Origin of the sequence: Streptomyces sp. NPDC059696 (assembly GCF_042733745.1) — a bacterium.
GTDB lineage: Bacteria > Actinomycetota > Actinomycetes > Streptomycetales > Streptomycetaceae > Streptomyces.
Window position 1 is genome coordinate 1 of record NZ_JBHWFG010000017.1, and the last position, 20,980, is coordinate 20,980.

Here is a 20,980-nt window from a genome sequence, read left to right on the forward strand (position 1 = left end):
GCCCCGAGGGCACCGGCCCCCTGGCCGGCCCCGGCGGCACGCCGCGCCGCGGCCGCACCGGCGGCCGCCTGGGCGGCGGCCGGACCGCCGCCGGACGGCGGCTGGCCGGGCTGCTTGGGCTGGGGCTTGCGGCCGCCCTGGGCGACGTCGACGGGCAGCATGACCAGCGCGGTCGTACCACCGGAGTCGGACGGGCGAAGCTGGATGCGGATGCCGTGCCGCTGGGACAGCCGGCCGACCACGAACAGACCCATGCGGCGGGAGACGGAGACGTCCACCGTCGGGGGAGAGGCGAGCCGTTCGTTGATCGCCGCCAGGTCCTCCGGCGACAGGCCGATACCGGTGTCGTGGATCTCGATCAGCACCCGGCCGTCGGGCAGGGCGTGACCGGTGACCTTGACCTTGGTCTGCGGCGAGGAGAAGGAGGTCGCGTTCTCCAGCAGCTCGGCGAGCAGGTGCACGAGGTCGTTGACCACGCGGCCGGCCACTTCGGTGGTCGGCACGGAGGCCAGCTCGATGCGCTCGTACTGCTCCACCTCGGACGCGGCGGCGCGGAGCACGTCGACCAGCGGCACCGGACGGGTCCAGCGGCGGCCGGGCTCCTCACCCGCGAGGACGAGGAGGTTCTCACCGTTACGGCGCATGCGGGTGGCGAGGTGGTCGAGCTTGAACAGCGAGGACAGCTGATCCGGGTCGGCCTCGCGGGACTCCAGCTCGGAGATCAGCGACAGCTGGCGCTGGATCAGGCCCTGGGAGCGGCGCGAGAGGTTGGTGAACATCGCGTTGACGTTGCCCCGCAGCAGGGCCTGCTCGGCGGCGAGGCGGACCGCCTCGCGGTGCACGTCGTCGAAGGCCGCGGCCACCCGGCCGATCTCGTCCCGGGAGTGCACACCGACCGACTCGACGGAGGTGTCGACGTCCTGCGGGTCGGACTCGGACAGCTGCTTGACCAGCTCGGGCAGACGGTCGGAGGCGACCTTCGTCGCGGTGTCCTCCAGGCGGCGCAGCGAGCGGATCATGGACCGCGCCACGACGAAGGCGCCGACCAGCGACACACCGAGCACGATGAGGATCAGGGCACCGGAGATGATCGCGTCGCGCTCGGTGGCGCTGCGCAGCTCACGGGCCTTCTGTTCCATCTCCTCGAGCAGCGTGTGCTCGATGTTCTTCATCTGCTGGATCTTGGTGGAGCTGTCGTCCAGCCAGTCGCGGTAGGACCGCTTGTCCTGCTGGGCGAGACCGCTCGCGGAGACCAGGGCGCGGCCGGCGTAGGTGTCGGTCGCCTTGATCGTGGAGTTGCCGCCGTCCTCGATGGGCTGCAGCAGCTCGGCCGCGGCGTCCTCGCCGTAGATGCTCTTGAAGCTGCGGATCTCGGACTTCTGGCTCTCCAGGGCGGACTCGGCGTAGAGCCGGTCGTTCGGCGAGAGCTTGCCGGTCGTGGTGTTGCTCGCGGGCAGTGCCGCCGCGAGGGCCGCGCGCTGGATCGAGGAGTACTCCTTGGCGGAGGAGAACGCCGCGAGCGCACGCGTGCGCTGGATCATGTCCGGGTTGCTGGTCGCCTCGGCCATGTCCTGGGAGAGGTCGATCAGGTTCTCGATCAGACGGTGGTACGCCTCGATCGTCTGCGTGGAGTTGTCCTCGGAGGCGTAGGCGCTCTTGCGGATCTGCTCCAGGTCGCCCAGCTCGCCGGCGAGCTGCACGAGGTACTCGCGCACGCCCCTGAGGTTGCCGTCCTTGCTGGCGCCGTCGATCTCCTCGGAACTGTCGAGGAAGTTCTTCCTCGCCCGGTCGGTCTTCTCGCGAAGTCCCTTGACCGTGAAGTCGCTCGCCTTGCCGCCGTGCGCCAGCGGGCCGGCCGACTGGTCACGCTCCTCCTGGAGCGCGGCCGACAGCTCGGTGGCCTGCTTGGTCATGTCGGTCAGCAGCTTCATGTTGTCGAGCTGCTGGATGTCGTCCATGGACTGGTCGATACGCAGCGCGCCCAGCGAGGTGGCCGCGACCACCGGGAGGGCGAGCAGCGACACCAGTCGCGTGGAGATGCGCCAGTTGCGCAGGGCTATTCGCGGCCCGGGGCCGGTCGGACCCGTCGGCGGCTTCAGCGCCGACGAGGGGCTTCCGGGCCCCGAGGGGGCCGATGCACCGGGGCGCCCTGAGCGCTCACCGCCGTCGCCCGCAGGGCCCTGGTTCTGGGCGTGCTGGGGCGCGGGGCCGCCTTTCACGGGGCCAGTCCCGCCGTGCGGCTCCGGCTCCGCCGAAGCGCTGCCATCCCTCTTGAAACGTCCCTGCACTAGCGTCGCAACCTCTGGACCAGGCACCCCGTCGCCTGAAACGACGGAGCACGGTGTCGGCGTTCTGGGGACGCCCTGAATTACGCCCCCGTGGTGGTCGTGAGTGACCGGCGCTGGCTCCCCCTTCTCACCGCCACTCGGCGCGACTGTGCGCCCCCTGTGCGCCGGCTCGACCCTGCGGCGGTCCGTGAGATTCCAGCACAGCACAGGATCAGCAACAAGGCCCGTAGGCCGAGCCGTGATGTAGGTGACACCACGTGAGTGCCGGATCACCGGTCGTAGAAAGCGAGTTCGCCTATTTCGGGCGTATGCCCGCGAGTCGTCGAGCCGTGCCGGGTGTCCCAGTCGCCATGATCAGGAGCGGAATGATGGCTTCAGGGGGCCAATGTCCGTTTCGTAGGGGTGGGATGCGAGTCCGGATTGACCGATTCGTCCTCTGACTCGTGAGGAAACTCACACGCCGATCATGCCCTCTGCGCATCAGGGCCGGGGAATCGGATGTTTAGCCTGACGCTTTACAGCGATGGCACCATCGACAACCCGCGCCCGTACGGGGGTTCACACGCACCCTCCCGGCGCCCGTCACAGGACAGGGTCAAGTAAACAGTGAAGACGACGACGATGTTCCACAAGATCGCCAACCCGCGACGCACGACGCTGGCACACCTGAACGACGCCGACGAACTGCAGACGCCGGAGCAGCCGGAGCACCCCGTCGACCTGCCGGCCCAGACCGCAAACCCCAAGCGCACCGTCCTCATGGAGATCCCCGTCGCGGCCGCCGCGGCCGCGGAGTGACACCCGCTAGTACGCGCGCCGGCCGCCGGATGCTCAGGGCGCCGGAAACCGGATCTGCGAGGGGCGCCCCCATGGTGGGGCGCCCCTTCGTGCGTGCCGGGGGCGCCGCCGCGTAATGCGCGGGGCGAGGTCACCTCCCCGCGTTAGCCTGGACCGTCAGACTCCAGCCGCTTCAGTCAAGGGGCCAAGCAACCCGTGCGCATCGCCAGGTTCTCCATCGACGGGAACGTCGCCTTCGGCGCCATCGAGGGCGACAAGCAGGACGAACTCGTCCTGAACATCATCAAGGGCATCCCGTTCGCGGACTTCGAGCTCTCCGGCACGAAGGTGCCGGTCGGCAAGGTCAGGCTGCTGCCGCCGGTGCTCCCCAACAAGGTCGTGGCCTTCGGCCGCAACTACGCGGAGCACGCGCGCGAGCTGGGCAACGAGGTGCCCGAGGCCCCCTTCGCCTTCTTCAAGCCGTCCACCTCGGTGATCGGCCCCGGCGACGAGATCCAGTACCCCTCGTTCTCCGAGGAGGTCCACCACGAGGCCGAGCTGGCCGTGGTCATCGGCCGGATGTGCCGCGAGGTCCCGCGCGAGCGCGTCAAGGACGTGATCTTCGGCTACACCTGCGCCAACGACATCACCGCCCGCGACGTGCAGAAGCGCGAGAAGCAGTGGGCCCGCGCCAAGGGCTTCGACAGCTCCTGCCCGCTCGGCCCCTGGGTGGAGACGGACCTGGACGCGAGCGACCTCACCATCCAGCTCACGGTCAACGGCCGGCAGCGCCAGCTCGGCCGTACCAGCGAGATGATCCACTCCGTCGAGGACCTGATCGTCAACATCTCCGAGGCCATGACGCTGCTCCCCGGCGACGTGATCCTCACGGGCACCCCGGCTGGGGTCGGCCCCCTGAACGTCGGCGACGAGGTCGCCGTCACCATCGAAGGCATCGGCACTCTCACCAACAAGGTTGTCAAGCGTGGCTAGCGCATCCGGCACTGAAGTACGCGTCCGTTTCTGTCCCTCACCCACCGGCAACCCCCACGTGGGCCTGGTCCGCACCGCCCTGTTCAACTGGGCGTTCGCCAAGCACCACCAGGGCACCCTGGTCTTCCGTATCGAGGACACCGACGCCGCCCGCGACTCCGAAGAGTCCTACACCCAGCTGCTCGACTCGATGCGCTGGCTGGGCTTCGACTGGGACGAGGGCCCCGAGGTCGGCGGCCCGCACGCGCCGTACCGCCAGTCGCAGCGCATGGACCTCTACCAGGACGTCGCGCAGAAGCTGCTCGACGCCGGCCACGCCTACCGCTGCTACTGCTCCCAGGAGGAGCTGGACGCCCGCCGCGAGGCCGCCCGCGCCGCCGGCAAGCCCTCCGGCTACGACGGCCACTGCCGTGAGCTGACCGCCGCCCAGGTCGAGGAGTACCAGGCCCAGGGCCGCGAGCCGATCGTCCGCTTCCGGATGCCCGACGAGACGATCACCTTCACCGACCTGGTCCGCGGCGAGCTGACCTTCACCCCGGAGAACGTCCCGGACTACGGCATCGTGCGTGCCAACGGCGCCCCGCTGTACACGCTGGTCAACCCGGTCGACGACGCCCTGATGGAGATCACCCACGTCCTGCGCGGCGAGGACCTGCTCTCCTCCACCCCCCGCCAGATCGCCCTCTACAAGGCGCTGATCGAGCTCGGCATCGCCAAGGAGATCCCGTCCTTCGGCCACCTGCCGTACGTGATGGGCGAGGGCAACAAGAAGCTCTCCAAGCGCGACCCGCAGTCCTCCCTCAACCTCTACCGGGAGCGCGGCTTCCTCCCCGAGGGGCTGCTCAACTACCTCTCGCTGCTCGGCTGGTCCCTCTCGGCCGACCAGGACGTCTTCTCCATCGCCGAGATGGTCGCGGCGTTCGAGATCTCCGACGTGCAGCCCAACCCGGCCCGCTTCGACCTGAAGAAGTGCGAGGCCATCAACGCCGACCACATCCGCATGCTGGACGTGAAGGACTTCACCGAGCGCTGCCGCCCCTGGCTCCAGGCGCCGTTCGCCCCCTGGGCCCCGGAGGCCTTCGACGAGGCCAAGTGGCAAGCCATCGCGCCGCACGCGCAGACCCGCCTCAAGGTCCTCTCCGAGATCACCGACAACGTCGACTTCCTGTTCCTGCCGGAGCCGGTGGAGGACGAGGCCTCCTGGGCCAAGGCGATGAAGGAGGGCTCGGACGCCCTGCTGCGCACGGCCCGCGAGAAGCTCGAGGCCGCCGACTGGACCTCCGCCGAGTCGCTGAAGGAGGCCGTCCTGGCCGCCGGCGAGGCGCACGGCCTGAAGCTCGGCAAGGCCCAGGCCCCCGTCCGCGTCGCCGTCACCGGCCGTACGGTCGGTCTGCCGCTGTTCGAGTCCCTTCAGGTCCTGGGCAAGGAGACCACCCTGGCCCGGATCGACGCGGCGCTGGCGAAGCTGACCGCGTAACGCGCGACATCTCACACCGCGAGGGCGGCGTCCGCTTCGGGCGCCGCCCTCGCCGTGTCCTCCCAGCCGTCACCCGGAGTTCACCCATCCGGCCAACTCCCGTCTCAGGAGGGGACGTTGGATGCCCTCTGTGCGCACGGTGCGCGTGTGCGCCCTGGTCCTGGGGGAGAGAGCATGATCCGTTCACGAAGACTCGTCCGCGCGGCCGTCGGTGGGGCCATGGCCCTGGCCTGCACGGTGCTGACCGCACCCGCGCAGGCGGCGCCCGCGGTCGACGAACCGGCCGGCACGGTGCGCCTCGTCACCGAGAAGCGCGTGACCGTCGACTACCCCTGGGCCGGCGCGTCGGCTTCCAGTACCGCCCGGGCACCACCTCGGTCACCACGGTCGACTACCCCGGCACGGTCCCGCCCGCCCACGCCGGCCCGGACGACCTGGCCACCGGCACCGACGTCGTGAACACCCGGGACGGCCGGACCGTCGCCCAGAAGCACCGTTCCACGGGCGTCACCGCCACCGTCACGATCCCCACCGGCCAGGCCTACCGCGCCGCCGTCGGCTGGAGCGTGCTGACCGTGGACGGCACCGGCGCCCTGCACCTGCTGCGCACCGTCGACGGCACCCTCACCGTGGACACCCCGGTCACCGGCTTCCCCGCGGGCGCCCGCCCCGTCCTCTACCGCACCGGCGGCTCGGTCACCCGCCTCGCGATCGTCTACGCGCTGGACGGCAAGACGTCCGTGGGCCTGGTCGACCTGTCCGACGGTACGTTCCGCACGTACGTCACCGGCGACACCGCGACCCCGCAGCTCGCCTTCAACGACCGCTGGCTCGTCGCCGACTGGAAGGCGATCCGGGTGGACGCCGGACCCGGCACCGAGCCCACCGCCCTGACCAGTACCGACGCCCAGCTCGAGGCCGTCGTCGGCGACCAGCTCCTGATCGGCAACCCGGCCTTCGTGCTGGGCGGCACCGAGGCCGCGCTGACCGCCCGCTCCCTGGTCACCGGCGCGACGACCACCGTGCTCCCCTCGTCGTTCGGCGGCATCGGCCCCACCCTCGACGGGGGCGCCCTCGCCACCGCGGGCCCCTCCAGCCTCGACTGGAACATCCACCGGATCACCCCCGACGGCAGCGGCGGCCTCACCACCGCTGAGGTGGCCCGGGTCCCCGCCGCGGCGACCGGCGTCGAGGGACTGACCGTCGCCGGCGGCGAGCTGTTCCTCTACGGAGCGACGCCCGGTGCCTCGCTGCGCTACAGCAGCTTCCAGCTGGACGCCGCAGGGCGTCCCAGCGGCCCGCAGACGCGCCGCAGCCCCGCTCTGAACGCGCCCACCTGTCTCACCGGTGACGCCGCCTGCCCCCAGCTGGAGGCCCTCGGCGACGGCCGCGTCAGCCACCTGTGGACCAGTGAGACGGGCCAGGAGTCCGTCAGCACCGTCGGCCTCGACACCACCACCGTCCTCAGCGCGTCCACGGACGGCGACTCCGGGGGCCGCGTCGGCAGCGGCACCGGCCGGTACCTGCTCTACAACGGCGCCTCCGGCAAGCAGCGGGTCGTCGACTTCCCGCGCGCCGCGACCGCCGGCGAGACCGCCCTCACCCGCGACCGCACCGCCGCCGCCGTGTGGGGGCAGACCCTGTGGGCCCCGGGCAGCGCCCAGGGCCAGGTCGCCGGCCGCAACCTCAAGACCGGCACGACCACCACCATCGCCACCGGCGCCCCGTGCACCCCCACCGACATCCAGGCCGTCAACACCTGGCTGTACTGGTCCTGCGGCACCTCGGCCGGCGTCTACGACCGTGCCACCCACCGCAAGATCACGGTCCCCGCCGACCTCGGGCCGGCCCGGCTCGCCGACGGCTTCCTGCTCCGCGAGAACCGCACCACCCACGAACTGCTGCTCACCGACTTCCACACCGGCACGGCCACCACCCGCACCCTGGTGAAGCTGCCCGCCACGGACCAGAACACCGGCGGCAGCAACGGCCGCTGGGCCGTCGACCGCTTCGGCGGCCCCATCGCCTACCTCAACGGCACGTACGGCGAGGTCTCGATCGTCCCCAGCGGCGTCCCCACCTCGCCCCTCGCGCAGATGGAGGCCCAGGTCTACTCGCCGTCCGTGATCGGCAAGGCCTTCCCCTGGGCACCGGTCTGGCAGCTGAACAAGCCCTCCACCTGGACCCTGACCCTCACCGACGCCTTCGGCAAGACCGTCCGCACCCTGACCGGCGCCTCCACCGGAGCCGCCGTACGCCCGGCCTGGGACGGCACCACCGACAGCGGCGGCGGCACCTCGGGCGGCGCGTTCACCTGGAAACTCACCGCCCACCCCCGCGACGACCAGGGCCCCGACCTCACCCTCTCCGGCACCATGAACCTGGGCTGAGAGCGAGCCGCGGTGGGTACGGTCGGGGCATGAGCATCCGCGCCGTGGTCTGGGACGTCGACGACACCCTCTTCGACTACACCACCGCCGACCGGCTCGGCATGCGCGCCCACCTCACGGCCGAGGGCCTGCTCGACCGCTACGACAGCGTCGAACAGGCCGTCGACCACTGGCGGAGGACCACCGAACTGCAGTGGGCGCGCTTCTCGGCCGGCGAGGCCACCTTCGAGGGCCAGCGACGCGACCGCGTCCGGGCGTTCCTGGACCAGGACCTCACCGACACCGAGGCCGACGCCTGGTTCCAGCGGTACGTCACCCACTACGAGGCGGTCTGGGCCCTGTTCCCGGACGTCCTGCCCGTCCTCGACGCCCTGTCCGCCAGCCACCGGCACGCCGTGCTCTCCAACTCCAGCCTCCACGTCCAGGACCGCAAGCTGCGCGCCCTCGGCGTCCACGACCGCTTCGAGACCATCCTGTGCGCGGCCGAGCTCGGCGTCTCCAAGCCCGAGCCCGGTGCGTTCCTCGCGGCCTGCGCGTTCCTCGGGCTCCCGCCGCACCAGGTCGCCTACGTCGGTGACCACCCGGAGATCGACGGGCGGGGCGCGGCCGACGCGGGACTGCTGTCGGTGTGGATCGACCGCGGCGGCCTGTACGCCACGATCGAACCGCCCGTCGGGCCGCACCGCATCGCCTCCCTCGCCGAACTGCCGTCCCTGCTGGGCTCCGATACTCGTTTTGGAGCCCCGTCCACCTTCGGGTAATGTTCTTCCTGCGCCGCGGGGAGCGGGCCGGAAGGCCGGAACCCCAGGCGCAAAGCTAGAACACGAACCCCTCGGGGGATTGCGTTCCAGTGGCCTATGGTGTAATTGGCAGCACGACTGATTCTGGTTCAGTTAGTCTTGGTTCGAGTCCAGGTAGGCCAGCTCGCAGAGCTCATCTGCATCGCCCCCGTTGTGTAGCGGCCTAGCACGCTGCCCTCTCAAGGCAGTAGCGCCGGTTCGAATCCGGTCGGGGGTACTGGTTCCGAAGATCAGCAGTTCGACGATCGTCTCGGGACTGCTAGGGCCCCCGTTGTGTAGCGGCCTAGCACGCCGCCCTCTCAAGGCGGTAGCGCCGGTTCGAATCCGGTCGGGGGTACTGACTGGTCTAAACCACATTGGTCTATGGTGTAATTGGCAGCACGACTGATTCTGGTTCAGTTAGTCTTGGTTCGAGTCCAGGTAGACCAGCTCGGACCTGCGGAAACGCAGTGTCCAGGCCCCCGTTGTGTAGCGGCCTAGCACGCCGCCCTCTCAAGGCGGTAGCGCCGGTTCGAATCCGGTCGGGGGTACACATGGCGAAAGGCCCCTCACTTCGGTGAGGGGCCTTTCGCGTACGTGCCTTCTTGAGGGCGCGGGGAACCGCGCGATCAAGCCCTGACGGCCCGCGCGATCAACCTCTGGCGGCCCGCACTCGACCGCGAAACCGCGCCTGCCCCGGCGCTGAGTCGGAAAAAGGCCCGCCGCGGCGTTGAGGCCGGCCCCTCCCGAAACGCTCCGTCGGCTCAGCCGGTGCGCCGCAACGCCTCGGAGAGGCGCCCGGCGGCGTCGATCACAGCCTGCGCATGCATCCGCCCCGGGTGCCGCGTCAGCCGCTCGATCGGCCCGGACACCGACACGGCGGCGACCACCCGGTTCGACGGCCCCCGCACCGGCGCCGACACCGACGCGACCCCCGGCTCCCGCTCACCGATCGACTGTGCCCAGCCACGCCGCCGCACACCCGACAGGGCCGTCGCCGTGAAGCGCGCCCCCTGCAACCCCCGGTGCAGCCGCTCCGGCTCCTCCCAGGCCAGCAGGATCTGCGCCGAGGAGCCGGCCTTCATCGTGAGCGTCGAACCGACCGGCACCGTGTCCCGAAGGCCGGACAGACGCTCCGCCGCGGCGACGCAGATGCGCATGTCGCCCTGGCGGCGATAGAGCTGCGCGCTCTCGCCCGTGATGTCCCGTAGATGCGTGAGCACCGGGCCGGCGGTGGCGAGGAGACGGTCCTCACCCGCGGCCGCGGCGAGCTCGGCCAGGCGAGGGCCGAGAATGAAACGGCCCTGCATGTCGCGCGCCACCATGCGGTGGTGTTCCAGCGCCACGGCCAGACGGTGGGCCGTGGGTCGTGCCAGTCCGGTGGCACCGACCAGACCCGCGAGGGTGGCCGGACCGGACTCCAGAGCGCTCAGGACGAGGGCCGCCTTGTCCAGAACGCCGACGCCGCTACTGTTGTCCATGCAACGATACTCCCGTCTCACTCTGTGAAACGCAAGTTCAATTTTCCATGGAACGCGCCACCCTGGAATCACGAAGTCACAACGGCCCGTGACGTAAGGGCCTGGCGGTGTGTGCCCGGAATCCGGGGTACGGGCACCGCCTCCTCAAGATCTCTAGTTGGGTCGGCGGATCGTCGCCGGCCGGAGGGAACAGCGATGGGTAGGACACTCGCGGAGAAAGTCTGGGACGACCACGTCGTCCGGCGCGCGGAGGGCGAGCCCGACCTTCTCTTCATCGATCTGCACCTGCTGCACGAGGTGACCAGCCCGCAGGCCTTCGACGGTCTGCGCAAGAGCGGCCGTACCGTGCGCCGCCTGGACCTCACCATCGCGACCGAGGACCACAACACCCCCACCCTGGACATCGACAAGCCGATCGCGGACCCGGTGTCGCGGGTGCAGCTGGAGACGCTGCGCAAGAACGCCGCCGAGTTCGGAGTGCGTCTGCACCCGCTGGGCGACGTCGAGCAGGGCGTGGTGCACGTGGTGGGCCCGCAGCTGGGTCTGACCCAGCCCGGCACCACCGTCGTGTGCGGTGACTCCCACACCTCCACCCACGGCGCCTTCGGCGCGCTGGCGTTCGGCATCGGCACCTCCCAGGTCGAGCACGTGCTGGCCACCCAGACGCTGCCGATGACCCGCCCCAAGACCATGGCGATCACGGTCAACGGCGAACTGCCCGAGGGCGTCACCGCCAAGGACCTGATCCTGGCGATCATCGCGAAGATCGGCACCGGCGGCGGCCAGGGCTACGTCCTGGAGTACCGCGGCGAGGCCATCGAGAAGCTGTCGATGGAAGCGCGGATGACCATCTGCAACATGTCCATCGAGGCCGGTGCCCGGGCGGGCATGATCGCCCCGGACGAGACCACCTTCGCCTACCTCCAGGGCCGCCCGCACGCCCCCGAGGGCGACGACTGGGACGCCGCCGTCGCCTACTGGAAGACGCTGAAGACCGACGAGGACGCGCAGTTCGACGCGGAGGTGGTCATCGAGGCCTCCGAGCTGTCGCCGTTCGTCACCTGGGGGACCAACCCGGGGCAGGGCGCACCGCTTTCGGCGTCCGTCCCCGACCCCGCTTCGTACGAAGACGCATCGGAGCGCTTCGCCGCCGAAAAGGCCCTGGAGTACATGGGGTTGGAGGCCGGGCAGCCGCTGCGTTCCATCAAGGTGGACACCGTCTTCGTAGGCTCGTGCACCAACGGCCGTATCGAGGACCTGCGCGCGGCGGCCGAGCTGCTCAAGGGCCGCAAAGTCGCCGACGGGGTACGGATGCTGGTCGTGCCGGGCTCGGCGCGGGTGGGCCTGCAGGCCGTCTCCGAGGGCCTGGACGTGGTGTTCAAGGAGGCCGGCGCCGAATGGCGGCACGCGGGCTGCTCGATGTGCCTGGGCATGAACCCGGACCAGCTCGCCCCCGGTGAGCGCTCGGCGTCCACCTCCAACCGCAACTTCGAAGGCCGGCAGGGCAAGGGCGGCCGCACCCACCTGGTCTCGCCCCAGGTCGCCGCCGCCACCGCCGTCCTGGGCCACCTGGCCTCCCCGGCCGACCTGTCCGCCGACGCCGTCACGCCCGCTGGAGTCTGAACAGTCATGGAAGCCTTCACCACTCACACCGGCCGGGCCGTCCCGCTGCGCCGCAGCAACGTCGACACCGACCAGATCATCCCCGCCCACTGGCTCAAGAAGGTCACGCGCGACGGGTTCGAGGACGGGCTGTTCGAGGCCTGGCGCAAGGACCCGGCGTTCATCCTCAACCAGAGCGAACGGCAGGGGGCGACCGTCCTGGTTGCCGGCCCCGACTTCGGCACCGGCTCCTCCCGCGAGCACGCCGTGTGGGCCCTGCAGAACTACGGCTTCAAGGCCGTGATCTCCTCGCGCTTCGCCGACATCTTCCGCGGCAACTCGCTCAAGAACGGCCTGCTCACGGTGGTGCTGGAGCAGCAGACCGTCGACGCGCTGTGGGAGCTCACCGAGAAGGACCCGCAGGCCGAGATCACCGTCGACCTGGAGAGCCGCGAGGTGCGCGCCGAAGGCATCACCGCCCCCTTCGAGCTCGACGAGAACTCCCGCTGGCGGCTGCTGAACGGCCTCGACGACATCTCGATCACTCTCCGGAACGAGGCCGACATCGCCGCCTACGAGGCCAAGCGCCCCACGTTCAAGCCGCGGACCCTCCCGGTCTGACCCCGGGCACGGCCCACCGCCTCTGAACAAGGCGACTTTCGGCCACGACAACACCCCCTCTGTACCCCCGATCAGCCCGATCGGGGGTACAGCCGTCTCTGCACCCGAACGGCCCTGCCCACCCGCTGTTCCGCTGCCAACTTCCCACGTTAAGCAGGTGGTTGCTGGGGTACGCGAGGAGTACAGCCGTGACTTCCACGTGTGCCGGGAAGGCCGTCCGAGGCGGCAGTTGTCCCCTGCGCAGGCGACAACTCGCCCCAGATGGCACAATCTGTGCATGGAACACGACGGCCAACTCGAGCTCTATGCGGCAGTCGCGGACCAACTCAAGGAAGCGCACACAAGGGTGCGCGCACTGCAAGTCCCGGAGGGCGTACGGATGGCGCTGACCCGGAAGCTGCTGGTCATTACGGCCGCGGCCAAGCACGATCTCGCCGACGCGGCAAGGCGGCTGGAGCGGTTCAATGCGGACCTCGACGAGGGACGTCTCCCCGGCGAGGAACGCTGAACCCTTCGACACCGTCGAGTTCGTTGCGGCACAAGGGTGATAAGCCCGTTTCGTGTTTGATTTGCGGTATATATCTGCCTAACGTGCGAAAAAGCTTGAACACTTTCGTTCTGGCGATGTCTCCGAAGGGGAAGACGTGAACAAGGCGCAGCTCGTAGAAGCGATTGCCGACAAGATGGGCGGCCGCCAGCAGGCCGCCGACGCTGTCGACCATGTCCTGGACGCCATCGTCCGCGCGGTCGTCTCGGGTGAGCGGGTCTCGGTCACCGGCTTCGGTTCGTTCGAGAAGGTCGACCGTCCGGCTCGGTACGCCCGTAACCCCCAGACGGGCGAGAGGGTTCGGGTCAAGAAGACCTCCGTTCCGCGCTTCCGCGCCGGTCAGGGCTTCAAAGACCTGGTCAGCGGCTCGAAGAAGCTCCCGCGCGGCGGCGAGGTCTCCGTGAAGAAGGCGCCGAAGGGCAGCCTGACCGGCGGTGCCGGCGCGACGGTCAAGAAGGCCGCCGCGAAGAAGGCGACCACCAAGTCGGCCGCCGCGAAGAAGACCGCCGCCAAGAAGACGACGGCGAAGAAGGCCACGACGAAGACCGCGGCCGCGAAGAAGACCACCGCGAAGAAGGCGCCCGCCAAGAAGACCACGGCGACGTCCAAGACCACCGCCGCGAAGAAGACCACCGCGAAGAAGGCCCCGGCGAAGAAGGCCACGGCCAAGAAGGCCCCCGCCAAGAAGTCGACGGCGCGCAAGACCACCGCCAAGAAGACCACCGCCCGCAAGAAGTAAGGGCACTGGGGTACTCACGCGCCGGGCCGGACTCCGTACGGAGTCCGGCCCGCGGCGTGTTCAGCGTGTGATCAGAGGGTCTGCAGAGTCACCAGAGTGATCCGCGGCGCGTCCCGCGCCCCCTCCACCTCGATGCGCACCCGCTGGCCCGGGCGCAGCAGTCTCAGCCCCCCGGCGTCGAACGCGGCCGCGTCGAAGGGCACCGGGGTGCCGTCGTCCAGGAGCACCTGCCCGCTGCGGCTCTCGGGGTCGTACGTGTACGCGGTCGCCTGCATGGCCGCAGCCTACTGCCCGGGAATCAGCAACCGCGCGGCGGCCGCGGCCGTATGAGGTCCCACCCCCAGGGCCAGCGCGCTGCGCAGGTCGTCGCCGGTGTCCACGTCCTGGCGGACGGAATCGACCGCGGAGAGGGACAGTTCCACGGCGCCCGACGCGCGGTGCCGGGCCCGGGAGTCCGGGCCGAAGGCCGGGCGCAATTCCCGGCCCGGGGCGGCGGCGAGCAGAGTCGTGCCGATTGCGGCCGCGTCCGGGAGAAAAGCACGCGGGAATTCCGCGGCGGCATCGAGTACCCGGGACAATTCCTCGGGACGCAGAGCCGGCAGATCGGCGTTCAACGCGGCCACCGCACGGGCCGGGCGGACGGACCGTACGGAGCGCGTCGCGTGTGCGAGGGCGGCGTTGAGACCGCCGCCCGGCTCGTCGGGGACGATCGCCGCACCCAGTGCGGCCAGCTCACGGCCCGCCCGGGCGTCGTCCGTGACGACTGCCACATCGCCCACGCCCGGACAGGCCAGCGCGGCCGCCACCGTGTCCTGCGCGAAGGCCAGCGCCAGGTCCGGCCGCAGCCCGTCGTCCGCGGTGTCCGCAAGCCTGCTCTTGGCCTCGGCCAGGGGCTTCAGGGGTACGACCAGGGTCCACTGCACGGGTGTTCCGTCCTCCTCTTGTCGCGGTCATTGTCACCCGGGGCCTCGGGCGGGCGGCGTGCCGGGGCGTACGGTGTTCTCGACAGACCGGCGGCCTGGGGCGACACTTGTGCGGCCCCCCGTGGCCCCGGCTTCACGCCCTAGAGGAAGGTGTCCGCGTGCCCCGCCGCAGAATCGGCTTCTGGTACCGCTTCGCCGCGGTGATCTGCAAACCGCCGCTGGTGGTTCTGCTCAAGCGGGACTGGCGTGGAATGGAGCACATTCCGGCAGAGGGTGGATTTATCACCGCGGTGAACCACAATTCGCACATCGACCCCTTCGCTTACGCGCACTTTCAGTACAACACCGGGCGCGTCCCGCGATTCCTCGCGAAGAGCGGACTTTTCAAGAAGGGATTCGTCGGGGCCGCGATGCGGGGCACCGGGCAGATCCCCGTCTACCGCGAGAGCACGGACGCGCTGAGCGCCTTCCGCGCCGCGATCGACGCCGTGGACCGCGGGGAATGCGTCGCCTTCTACCCGGAGGGCACCCTCACCCGCGACCCGGACGGCTGGCCCATGACCGCCAAGACCGGGGCCGCGCGCGTCGCCCTGCAGACCAAGTGCCCGGTGATCCCCGTGGCCCAGTGGGGCTGCAACGAGTTGCTGCCGCCGTACGCGAAGAAGCCCAGCCTGCTGCCGCGCAAGACGCATCGCGTGCTCGCCGGGCCGCCCGTGGACCTCGCGCGGTTCTACGACCGTGAGATGACCGCGGAGCTGCTGAAGGAGGCCACGGAGGTCATCATGGCCGCCGTCACCGCCCAGCTGGAGCAGATCCGCGGCGAGAAGGCGCCCGAGACGCCGTACGACCCGCGCCGGGAGCGGATCGAGCAGCGGCGCCGCACCCAGGCGCAGACGCAGGCGCACCAGAAGTCCGGACAGACCGTGCAGGAAGAGGGGCTGGGCAAGTGAGCAAGCCGGTCAAGGCGGCGGTCCTGAGCGCCGGTTCGTGGGGTACGGCCTTCGGCATGGTGCTCGCCGATGCGGGGTGCGAGGTCACCCTGTGGGCGCGCCGCCCGGAGGTCGTCGAGGCGATCAACTCCACGCGGGCCAATCCCGACTACTTCCCGGGCGTCGAGCTCCCGGAGAACGTCCGGGCCACCACCGATCCCGCCGAGGCCGCCGCGGACGCCGACTTCACGGTGCTGTCGGTCCCCTCGCAGACCCTGCGCGGCAACCTCGCCGAGTGGAGCCCGCTGCTGGCCCCCGACACGGTCCTGGTGTCCCTGATGAAGGGCGTCGAACTCGGCTCCGCGATGCGGATGAGCGAGGTCATCGACGACGTCGCCAAGGTCGGCCCGGACCGGATCGCCGTGGTCACCGGGCCCAACCTGGCGCGGGAGATCGCCGCGCGGATGCCGGCCGCCGCCGTGGTGGCCTGCACCGACGAGGCCGTCGCCCAGCGGCTCCAGGCCGCCTGCCACACGCCGTACTTCCGCCCGTACACCAATACGGACGTGGTGGGTTGCGAACTGGGCGGAGCCGTGAAGAACGTCATCGGGCTCGCCGTCGGCATCGCGGACGGCATGGGACTCGGCGACAACGCCAAGGGCTCCCTCATCACCCGCGGCCTCGCCGAGACCACCCGGCTCGGCATGGCCCTCGGCGCCGATCCGCTGACCTTCTCCGGACTCGCCGGCCTCGGCGACCTGGTGGCCACCTGCTCCTCGCCGCTGTCGCGCAACCACACCTTCGGCACCAACCTCGGCAAGGGCATGACCCTCCAGGAGACCATCGCGGTCACCAAGCAGACCGCCGAGGGCGTCAAGTCCTGCGAGTCGGTGCTCGACCTGGCCCGCCGGCACGGCGTCGACATGCCCATCACCGAGACGGTCGTCGGCATCGTGCACGAGGGCAAGCCCCCCGTGGTGGCCCTCAAGGAGCTGATGTCGCGCAGCGCGAAGCCCGAACGACGCTGAGCGACGCGAGGCCGGCGGCGCTTACTACCGGCCCTACCAACGGGTACTCTCAACGCGATATGAGCACCGAGAACCTCCCCCAGAGCCCCGAGCAGCCGCCTCGCAAGCCGCGTGTGGCCGTCGTGTTCGGCGGACGCAGCTCCGAACACGGGATCTCCGTGGTCACCGCCGGCGCCGTCCTCAAGGCCATCGACCGGACGAAGTACGACGTCCTGCCGATCGGCATCACCCAGGACGGGCGCTGGGCGCTCACGGCGGACGAACCGGAGCGGATGGCGATCGTCGACCGGCGCCCGCCGAGCGTCGACGCGCTGGCCGAGTCCGCCGAGGGCGGAGTGATCCTCCCCGTCGACCCCGCCGACCGCGAAGTCCTCTACAGCGAGCCGGGATCGGTCCCCAAGGCGCTCGGCGAGGTCGACGTGGTCTTCCCGGTGCTGCACGGCCCGTACGGCGAGGACGGCACCCTCCAGGGCCTCCTGGAGCTGTCCGGCGTCCCGTACGTGGGTTCGGGTGTGCTCGCCTCGGCCGTGGGCCAGGACAAGGAGTACATGAAGCGGGTGTTCACCTCGTTCGGGCTGAAGGTCGGCCCGTACGTGGTGGTGCGTCCCCGTGAGTGGGAGCAGGATCAGGCCGCCGCCCGCAAGAAGATCGTCGACTTCGCGGGCGAGCACGGCTGGCCGCTGTTCGTGAAGCCCTCGCGGGCCGGTTCGTCGATCGGCATCACCAAGGTCGACGACCTCTCCGGCCTCGACGAGGCCATCGCCGAGGCCCAGCGCCACGACCCGAAGATCCTCGTGGAGGCCGCCCTGCGCGGCCGCGAGATCGAGTGCGGCGTCCTGGAGTTCGAGGACGGCCCCCGGGCCTCCCTGCCCGCGGAGATCCCGCCGCCCGAGGCGCAGGCGTACTACGACTTCGAGGCCAAGTACATCGACTCCACCCCGGGTCTCGTCCCGGCGCCCCTCACGCCCGAGGAGACGGCCGAGGTCCAGCGCCTGGCGGTCGACGCGTTCGACGCGGCGTCCTGCGAGGGTCTGGTCCGCGCGGACTTCTTCCTCACCGAGGACGGCGAGTTCGTGATCAACGAGATCAACACGATGCCCGGCTTCACGCCCATCTCGATGTACCCGCAGATGTGGCAGGCGAGCGGGGTGAGCTACCCGGAGCTCATCGACCGGCTGGTGCAGGCGGCGCTGCGCAGGTCCACGGGCCTGCGGTGAACCCGCTCTGAGGCGCGGTGCTCAGGAGGCGATCCCCTTGGGGATCGCCTTCTTCACTGCCGCGGCCAGATCGATCAGCACACCGGAACTGTCCACGCCCTCGGGCGCCCGGACCTCGACGTACGCCTCCCGGTTGGCGGTGGTGAACCGGTGCCCCCCGCCGTCCTGCTCCTCCATCAGCCAGTCGACCCCGTTCACGCCCCCGGCGACGGCATCCGGATCCCGTCCCTCGGCCACCTTCGGGTCGACCATCTTCGGCGGCTGCGGCACACCGCAGCGCAGTATGATCGCCGGGCTGCCCCAGCCCGCCGTCAGCGCCGACGCGGGTTCGGGATCCTCACGGCGCTCACCGTCCACCGTCGCGGGCAGTACCTTGTCCAGGTTCCGGCACAGTCCCGCGACCTTCGCGTCCGGACTGGGAACCGCCGCCGACGCGCTGTCGTCTGCTGAGGAGCAGCCCGCAACAGTGATCAACAGCGCGACAGCGGGCAGGCGGAACACGCGGAACACGCGGGAGACACAAGGGTGCCGGTGACGGAAAGAGTTCACCGGCTCAGGGTAGACGGGGGCTACAGATGGACGACCGGGCAGGTCAGGGTGCGGGTGATGCCGTCCACCTGCTGGACCTTGGCGACCACCATGCGGCCGAGGTCGTCGACGGTGTCGGCCTGGGCCCGCACGATGACGTCGTAGGGTCCCGTCACGTCCTCGGCCTGGATGACCCCAGGGATCTTGCTGATCGTCTCGGCGACGACCGAGGCCTTCCCGACCTCGGTCTGGATCAGGATGTACGCCTGTACCACGGAACCTCCAGGGCGGCCACGAGGATCATGTGGGGAAAAGGAACGCCACGGTATCGCGTCGCCGCTCGCCGCGGGGAGACCCGCGGGGACCGGGTTGTGCGCGCCGGGGTGCGAGGCCGGCAGAACTTGACGGTCACTTCGACCGTAGCGAGGACCGAGATGCCTCGCGACCGGGAACGGACAGGGACAGAAGGGGAGAAAGGGCAATGAAGGGCACTGTTGGTGAGCTCGGTGAGTTCGGGCTCATCAGGGAGCTCACCTCCCGTCTGACCACCACTCCGGCGGTACGGGTCGGCCCCGGCGACGACGCCGCCGTGGTGGCCGCTCCCGACCGCAGGGTCGTGGCGAGCACGGACATCCTCGTGGAGGGCCGGCACTTCCGGCGCGACTGGTCGACGGCGTACGACGTGGGCCGCAAGGCGGCCGCGCAGAACCTCGCCGACATCGCCGCCATGGGTGCCGTGCCGACCGCGCTGCTGCTCGGCCTGGTCGTCCCGGCCGAGCTGCCGGTGACCTGGCCGAGCGAGCTGATGGACGGCCTGCGCGACGAATGCCAGGTGGCCGGAGCCGCCGTGGTCGGCGGAGACGTCGTACGCGGCGACTCGATCATGGTGTCGATCACCGCCCTCGGCGATCTGCGCAACCAGGAGCCGGTGACGCGGGCGGGCGCCCAGCCCGGCGACCGTGTCGCGGTGACCGGCTGGCTCGGCTGGTCGGCGGCCGGGTACGCGGTGCTGTCCCGGGGGTTCCGCTCCCCGCGGGCGTTCGTGGAGGCCCACCGGCGCCCGGAGCCGCCCTATCACGCCGGTCCGGCCGCCGCGGGGCTCGGCGCGACCGCGATGTGCGACGTCAGCGACGGGCTGATCGCGGACCTCGGGCACATCGCCGAGGCCAGCAAGGTGCGGATCGACATCCGCTCCGGGGCGATCGACATCCCCTCCCAGATGAACGACATCGGGCAGGCCGTCGGGGTCGACCCCATGCAGTGGGTGCTGACCGGGGGAGAGGACCACGCGATCGTGGCCACCTTCCCGCCGGACGTGAAGCTGCCCGCCCGCTGGAAGGTCATCGGCGAGGTCCTCAACCCCTCGGCGCTGCCCCAGGTGACGGTCGACGGGGCGCCGTGGACCAGCAAGGGCGGCTGGGACCACTTCGGGGACGTGGAGTCATGATCCCCACCGTCCTGACGGTGGCGGGCTCCGACTCCGGCGGCGGCGCGGGCATCCAGGCCGACCTCAAGACGATGCTCGCGCTCGGCGTGCACGGCATGAGCGTCGTCACGGCGGTGACCGCGCAGAACTCCCTCGGCGTGCAGGGCGCTTGGGAACTGCCCGTGGAGGCCGTGCGGGCGCAGTACCGCAGTGTCGTCGACGACATCGGCGTCCGGGCGGTCAAGACGGGGATGCTGGCTTCCGCGGAACTCGTGGAGGCGGTCGCCGAGTTGATCGCCGGGACGGACGCCCCGGCGGTCGTCGACCCGGTCGGTGTCTCCAAGCACGGCGACGCCCTGCTCGCCGCCTCCGCGCTGGACTCCGTCCGTACGAAGCTGCTGCCGGTGGCGACGATCGCCACTCCGAATCTCGACGAGGTCGCCCAGATCGCGGGCGTCCGGGTCGTCTCGGAGGGGGAGATGCGGCAGGCCGCGGCGGCCGTCCTGGCCTACGGACCGGCTTGGGTGCTGATCAAGGGCGGGCACCTGCCCGGGGACGCCGTCGACCTGCTCACGGACGGCTCCGAGGAGCACTGGCTGCGGGCGCCGCGGCATGACAACCGTCACACCCACGGCACCGGCTGCACCCTCGCCTCCGCGATCGCCTCCCAGCTCGCCAAGGGACAGTCCGTGCCCGAGGCGGTGGCGGCGGCCAAGGAGTACGTGACGGGCGCCGTCGCCGCCGGGTTCGCGCTCGGCGGGGGCATCGGGCCGGTGGATCACGGCTGGCGCTCGCGGGCCACCCCCGAACCCTGACGACCGGCCCCGGCGCGGGGCCGACGCCGATCAGGCACGGCAAAGAGCCGGCCCACCAGAGGTGGACCGGCTCTGCAGCGAACCAGCAGTGGTTGCGCGCTAGCTGAGCGTCAGCGCGAGACCTTGCCGGCCTTGATGCACGAGGTGCAAGCGTTCACGCGCTTCGGCGTCCCGCCCACCACGGTACGCACACGCTGGATGTTCGGGTTCCAGCGACGGGGCGTACGGCGGTGCGAGTGCGAGATGTTGTTGCCGAAGCCCGGCCCCTTGCCGCAGACGTCGCAGTTGGCAGCCACGGGTCACTCCAAAGACTTCAGATGCACTTACGGTTGATCCCGGCAGGCCGGGATCGAGACTCTCGGGCTCTGAACGAGCCGGTCGAAATCTGAGTGGCGTTGCCAGGGGGAAGGCCCGATCGGA

22 protein-coding genes and 5 tRNA genes are annotated in these 20,980 nt (G+C 70.5%); 20 read left to right on the top strand and 7 right to left on the bottom strand.

Annotated elements, in window-relative coordinates:
- Positions 1–2,288: nitrate- and nitrite sensing domain-containing protein (locus ACFV20_RS19885; RefSeq protein WP_385658302.1), on the bottom strand; the 2,288-nt coding region annotated here is incomplete at its 3' end.
- Positions 2,289–2,894: 606 nt separating this feature from the next.
- On the opposite strand from ACFV20_RS19885, the gene ACFV20_RS19890 reads away from it, so the two are divergent.
- From ACFV20_RS19890 to ACFV20_RS19940, 11 genes are all read left to right on the top strand, one after another.
- Entirely contained in the window at positions 2,895–3,086 is a 192-nt protein-coding gene (locus ACFV20_RS19890; RefSeq protein WP_053668778.1) for a hypothetical protein, read from the top strand.
- 195 nt (positions 3,087–3,281) lie between these two features.
- Positions 3,282–4,058, top strand: a complete 777-nt coding sequence (locus ACFV20_RS19895) for a fumarylacetoacetate hydrolase family protein (protein WP_385658305.1) — start codon at positions 3,282–3,284, stop codon at positions 4,056–4,058.
- Entirely contained in the window at positions 4,051–5,535 is a 1,485-nt protein-coding gene (gltX, locus tag ACFV20_RS19900; protein ID WP_385658306.1) for a glutamate--tRNA ligase, read from the top strand. The genes ACFV20_RS19895 and gltX overlap by 8 nt, the downstream gene beginning before the upstream one ends.
- Positions 5,536–5,709: 174 nt before the next feature.
- Entirely contained in the window at positions 5,710–5,994 is a 285-nt protein-coding gene (locus ACFV20_RS19905; protein ID WP_385658308.1) for a hypothetical protein, read from the top strand.
- Positions 5,991–7,925, top strand: coding sequence for a FlgD immunoglobulin-like domain containing protein (locus ACFV20_RS19910; protein WP_385658310.1), 1,935 nt, complete (start codon positions 5,991–5,993; stop codon positions 7,923–7,925). Before ACFV20_RS19905 ends, ACFV20_RS19910 begins: the two co-directional genes overlap by 4 nt.
- A gap of 29 nt (positions 7,926–7,954) precedes the next feature.
- A complete protein-coding gene (locus ACFV20_RS19915) occupies positions 7,955–8,686 on the top strand; it encodes an HAD family hydrolase (protein ID WP_385658311.1) in 732 nt (243 codons plus the stop codon).
- A gap of 90 nt (positions 8,687–8,776) precedes the next feature.
- Positions 8,777–8,848 (top strand) — tRNA-Gln (locus ACFV20_RS19920).
- A gap of 21 nt (positions 8,849–8,869) precedes the next feature.
- Positions 8,870–8,942: transfer RNA gene (locus ACFV20_RS19925), tRNA-Glu, on the top strand.
- A 47-nt stretch (positions 8,943–8,989) separates the two neighbouring features.
- A tRNA-Glu gene (locus ACFV20_RS19930) sits at positions 8,990–9,062 on the top strand.
- Between the two features lie 20 nt (positions 9,063–9,082).
- Positions 9,083–9,154 (top strand) — tRNA-Gln (locus ACFV20_RS19935).
- Positions 9,155–9,182: 28 nt separating this feature from the next.
- A tRNA-Glu gene (locus ACFV20_RS19940) sits at positions 9,183–9,255 on the top strand.
- 213 nt (positions 9,256–9,468) lie between these two features.
- Here ACFV20_RS19940 and ndgR read toward each other — a convergent pair.
- Positions 9,469–10,185: an IclR family transcriptional regulator NdgR gene (ndgR, locus tag ACFV20_RS19945; RefSeq protein ID WP_184988622.1), complete on the bottom strand. Its 717-nt coding sequence runs from the start codon at positions 10,183–10,185 to the stop codon at positions 9,469–9,471.
- A 195-nt stretch (positions 10,186–10,380) separates the two neighbouring features.
- Between ndgR and leuC the strand changes: the two genes are divergently transcribed.
- The 4 genes from leuC to ACFV20_RS19965 all read left to right on the top strand — a co-directional run bounded on the left by leuC (position 10,381) and on the right by ACFV20_RS19965 (position 13,694).
- Positions 10,381–11,808, top strand: coding sequence for a 3-isopropylmalate dehydratase large subunit (gene leuC, locus ACFV20_RS19950; protein ID WP_385658313.1), 1,428 nt, complete (start codon positions 10,381–10,383; stop codon positions 11,806–11,808).
- A gap of 6 nt (positions 11,809–11,814) precedes the next feature.
- The gene (leuD, locus tag ACFV20_RS19955) at positions 11,815–12,408 is read left to right on the top strand and encodes a 3-isopropylmalate dehydratase small subunit (protein WP_385658315.1); all 594 of its coding nucleotides are present in this window, start codon (positions 11,815–11,817) and stop codon (positions 12,406–12,408) included.
- Positions 12,409–12,685: 277 nt separating this feature from the next.
- Positions 12,686–12,916, top strand: a complete 231-nt coding sequence (locus ACFV20_RS19960) for a hypothetical protein (protein ID WP_385658317.1) — start codon at positions 12,686–12,688, stop codon at positions 12,914–12,916.
- Positions 12,917–13,052: 136 nt separating this feature from the next.
- Positions 13,053–13,694 carry an HU family DNA-binding protein gene (locus tag ACFV20_RS19965; protein ID WP_359154955.1) on the top strand — a complete coding sequence of 214 codons (642 nt, stop codon included), beginning with the start codon at positions 13,053–13,055 and terminating at the stop codon, positions 13,692–13,694.
- A 71-nt stretch (positions 13,695–13,765) separates the two neighbouring features.
- On the opposite strand, the gene ACFV20_RS19970 is transcribed toward ACFV20_RS19965, so the two are convergent.
- Both ACFV20_RS19970 and cofC read right to left on the bottom strand, forming a co-directional pair.
- Positions 13,766–13,969, bottom strand: coding sequence for a hypothetical protein (locus ACFV20_RS19970; RefSeq protein ID WP_385658318.1), 204 nt, complete (start codon positions 13,967–13,969; stop codon positions 13,766–13,768).
- 9 nt (positions 13,970–13,978) lie between these two features.
- Complete coding sequence (cofC, locus tag ACFV20_RS19975; protein ID WP_385658320.1) at positions 13,979–14,617, bottom strand: 2-phospho-L-lactate guanylyltransferase; 639 nt, start codon at positions 14,615–14,617, stop codon at positions 13,979–13,981.
- 158 nt (positions 14,618–14,775) lie between these two features.
- On the opposite strand from cofC, the gene ACFV20_RS19980 reads away from it, so the two are divergent.
- Genes ACFV20_RS19980 through ACFV20_RS19990 form a run of 3 tightly spaced genes read left to right on the top strand, consistent with a single transcriptional unit; the run spans position 14,776 to position 17,791 of the window.
- The gene (locus ACFV20_RS19980) at positions 14,776–15,567 is read left to right on the top strand and encodes a lysophospholipid acyltransferase family protein (RefSeq protein WP_385658321.1); all 792 of its coding nucleotides are present in this window, start codon (positions 14,776–14,778) and stop codon (positions 15,565–15,567) included.
- Positions 15,564–16,574, top strand: coding sequence for an NAD(P)H-dependent glycerol-3-phosphate dehydrogenase (locus ACFV20_RS19985; RefSeq protein ID WP_385658323.1), 1,011 nt, complete (start codon positions 15,564–15,566; stop codon positions 16,572–16,574). Before ACFV20_RS19980 ends, ACFV20_RS19985 begins: the two co-directional genes overlap by 4 nt.
- A gap of 59 nt (positions 16,575–16,633) precedes the next feature.
- On the top strand, positions 16,634–17,791 hold the full coding sequence (locus ACFV20_RS19990) for a D-alanine--D-alanine ligase family protein (RefSeq protein ID WP_385658324.1): 1,158 nt from the start codon (positions 16,634–16,636) through the stop codon (positions 17,789–17,791).
- A gap of 21 nt (positions 17,792–17,812) precedes the next feature.
- On the opposite strand, the gene ACFV20_RS19995 is transcribed toward ACFV20_RS19990, so the two are convergent.
- Complete coding sequence (locus tag ACFV20_RS19995; RefSeq protein ID WP_385658325.1) at positions 17,813–18,340, bottom strand: DUF3515 domain-containing protein; 528 nt, start codon at positions 18,338–18,340, stop codon at positions 17,813–17,815.
- 20 nt (positions 18,341–18,360) lie between these two features.
- Positions 18,361–18,594 carry an Lrp/AsnC family transcriptional regulator gene (locus tag ACFV20_RS20000; protein WP_030851968.1) on the bottom strand — a complete coding sequence of 78 codons (234 nt, stop codon included), beginning with the start codon at positions 18,592–18,594 and terminating at the stop codon, positions 18,361–18,363.
- Between the two features lie 206 nt (positions 18,595–18,800).
- Between ACFV20_RS20000 and ACFV20_RS20005 the strand changes: the two genes are divergently transcribed.
- Positions 18,801–19,766 (top strand): thiamine-phosphate kinase, encoded by a 966-nt coding sequence (locus ACFV20_RS20005; protein ID WP_366711291.1) that lies wholly within the window; start codon positions 18,801–18,803, stop codon positions 19,764–19,766.
- Positions 19,763–20,560, top strand: coding sequence for a bifunctional hydroxymethylpyrimidine kinase/phosphomethylpyrimidine kinase (thiD, locus tag ACFV20_RS20010; RefSeq protein WP_385658327.1), 798 nt, complete (start codon positions 19,763–19,765; stop codon positions 20,558–20,560). Before ACFV20_RS20005 ends, thiD begins: the two co-directional genes overlap by 4 nt.
- A 110-nt stretch (positions 20,561–20,670) precedes the next feature.
- Here thiD and rpmB read toward each other — a convergent pair whose 3' ends face one another.
- Complete coding sequence (rpmB, locus tag ACFV20_RS20015; RefSeq protein ID WP_004924906.1) at positions 20,671–20,856, bottom strand: 50S ribosomal protein L28; 186 nt, start codon at positions 20,854–20,856, stop codon at positions 20,671–20,673.
- Positions 20,857–20,980: the final 124 nt, after the last annotated feature.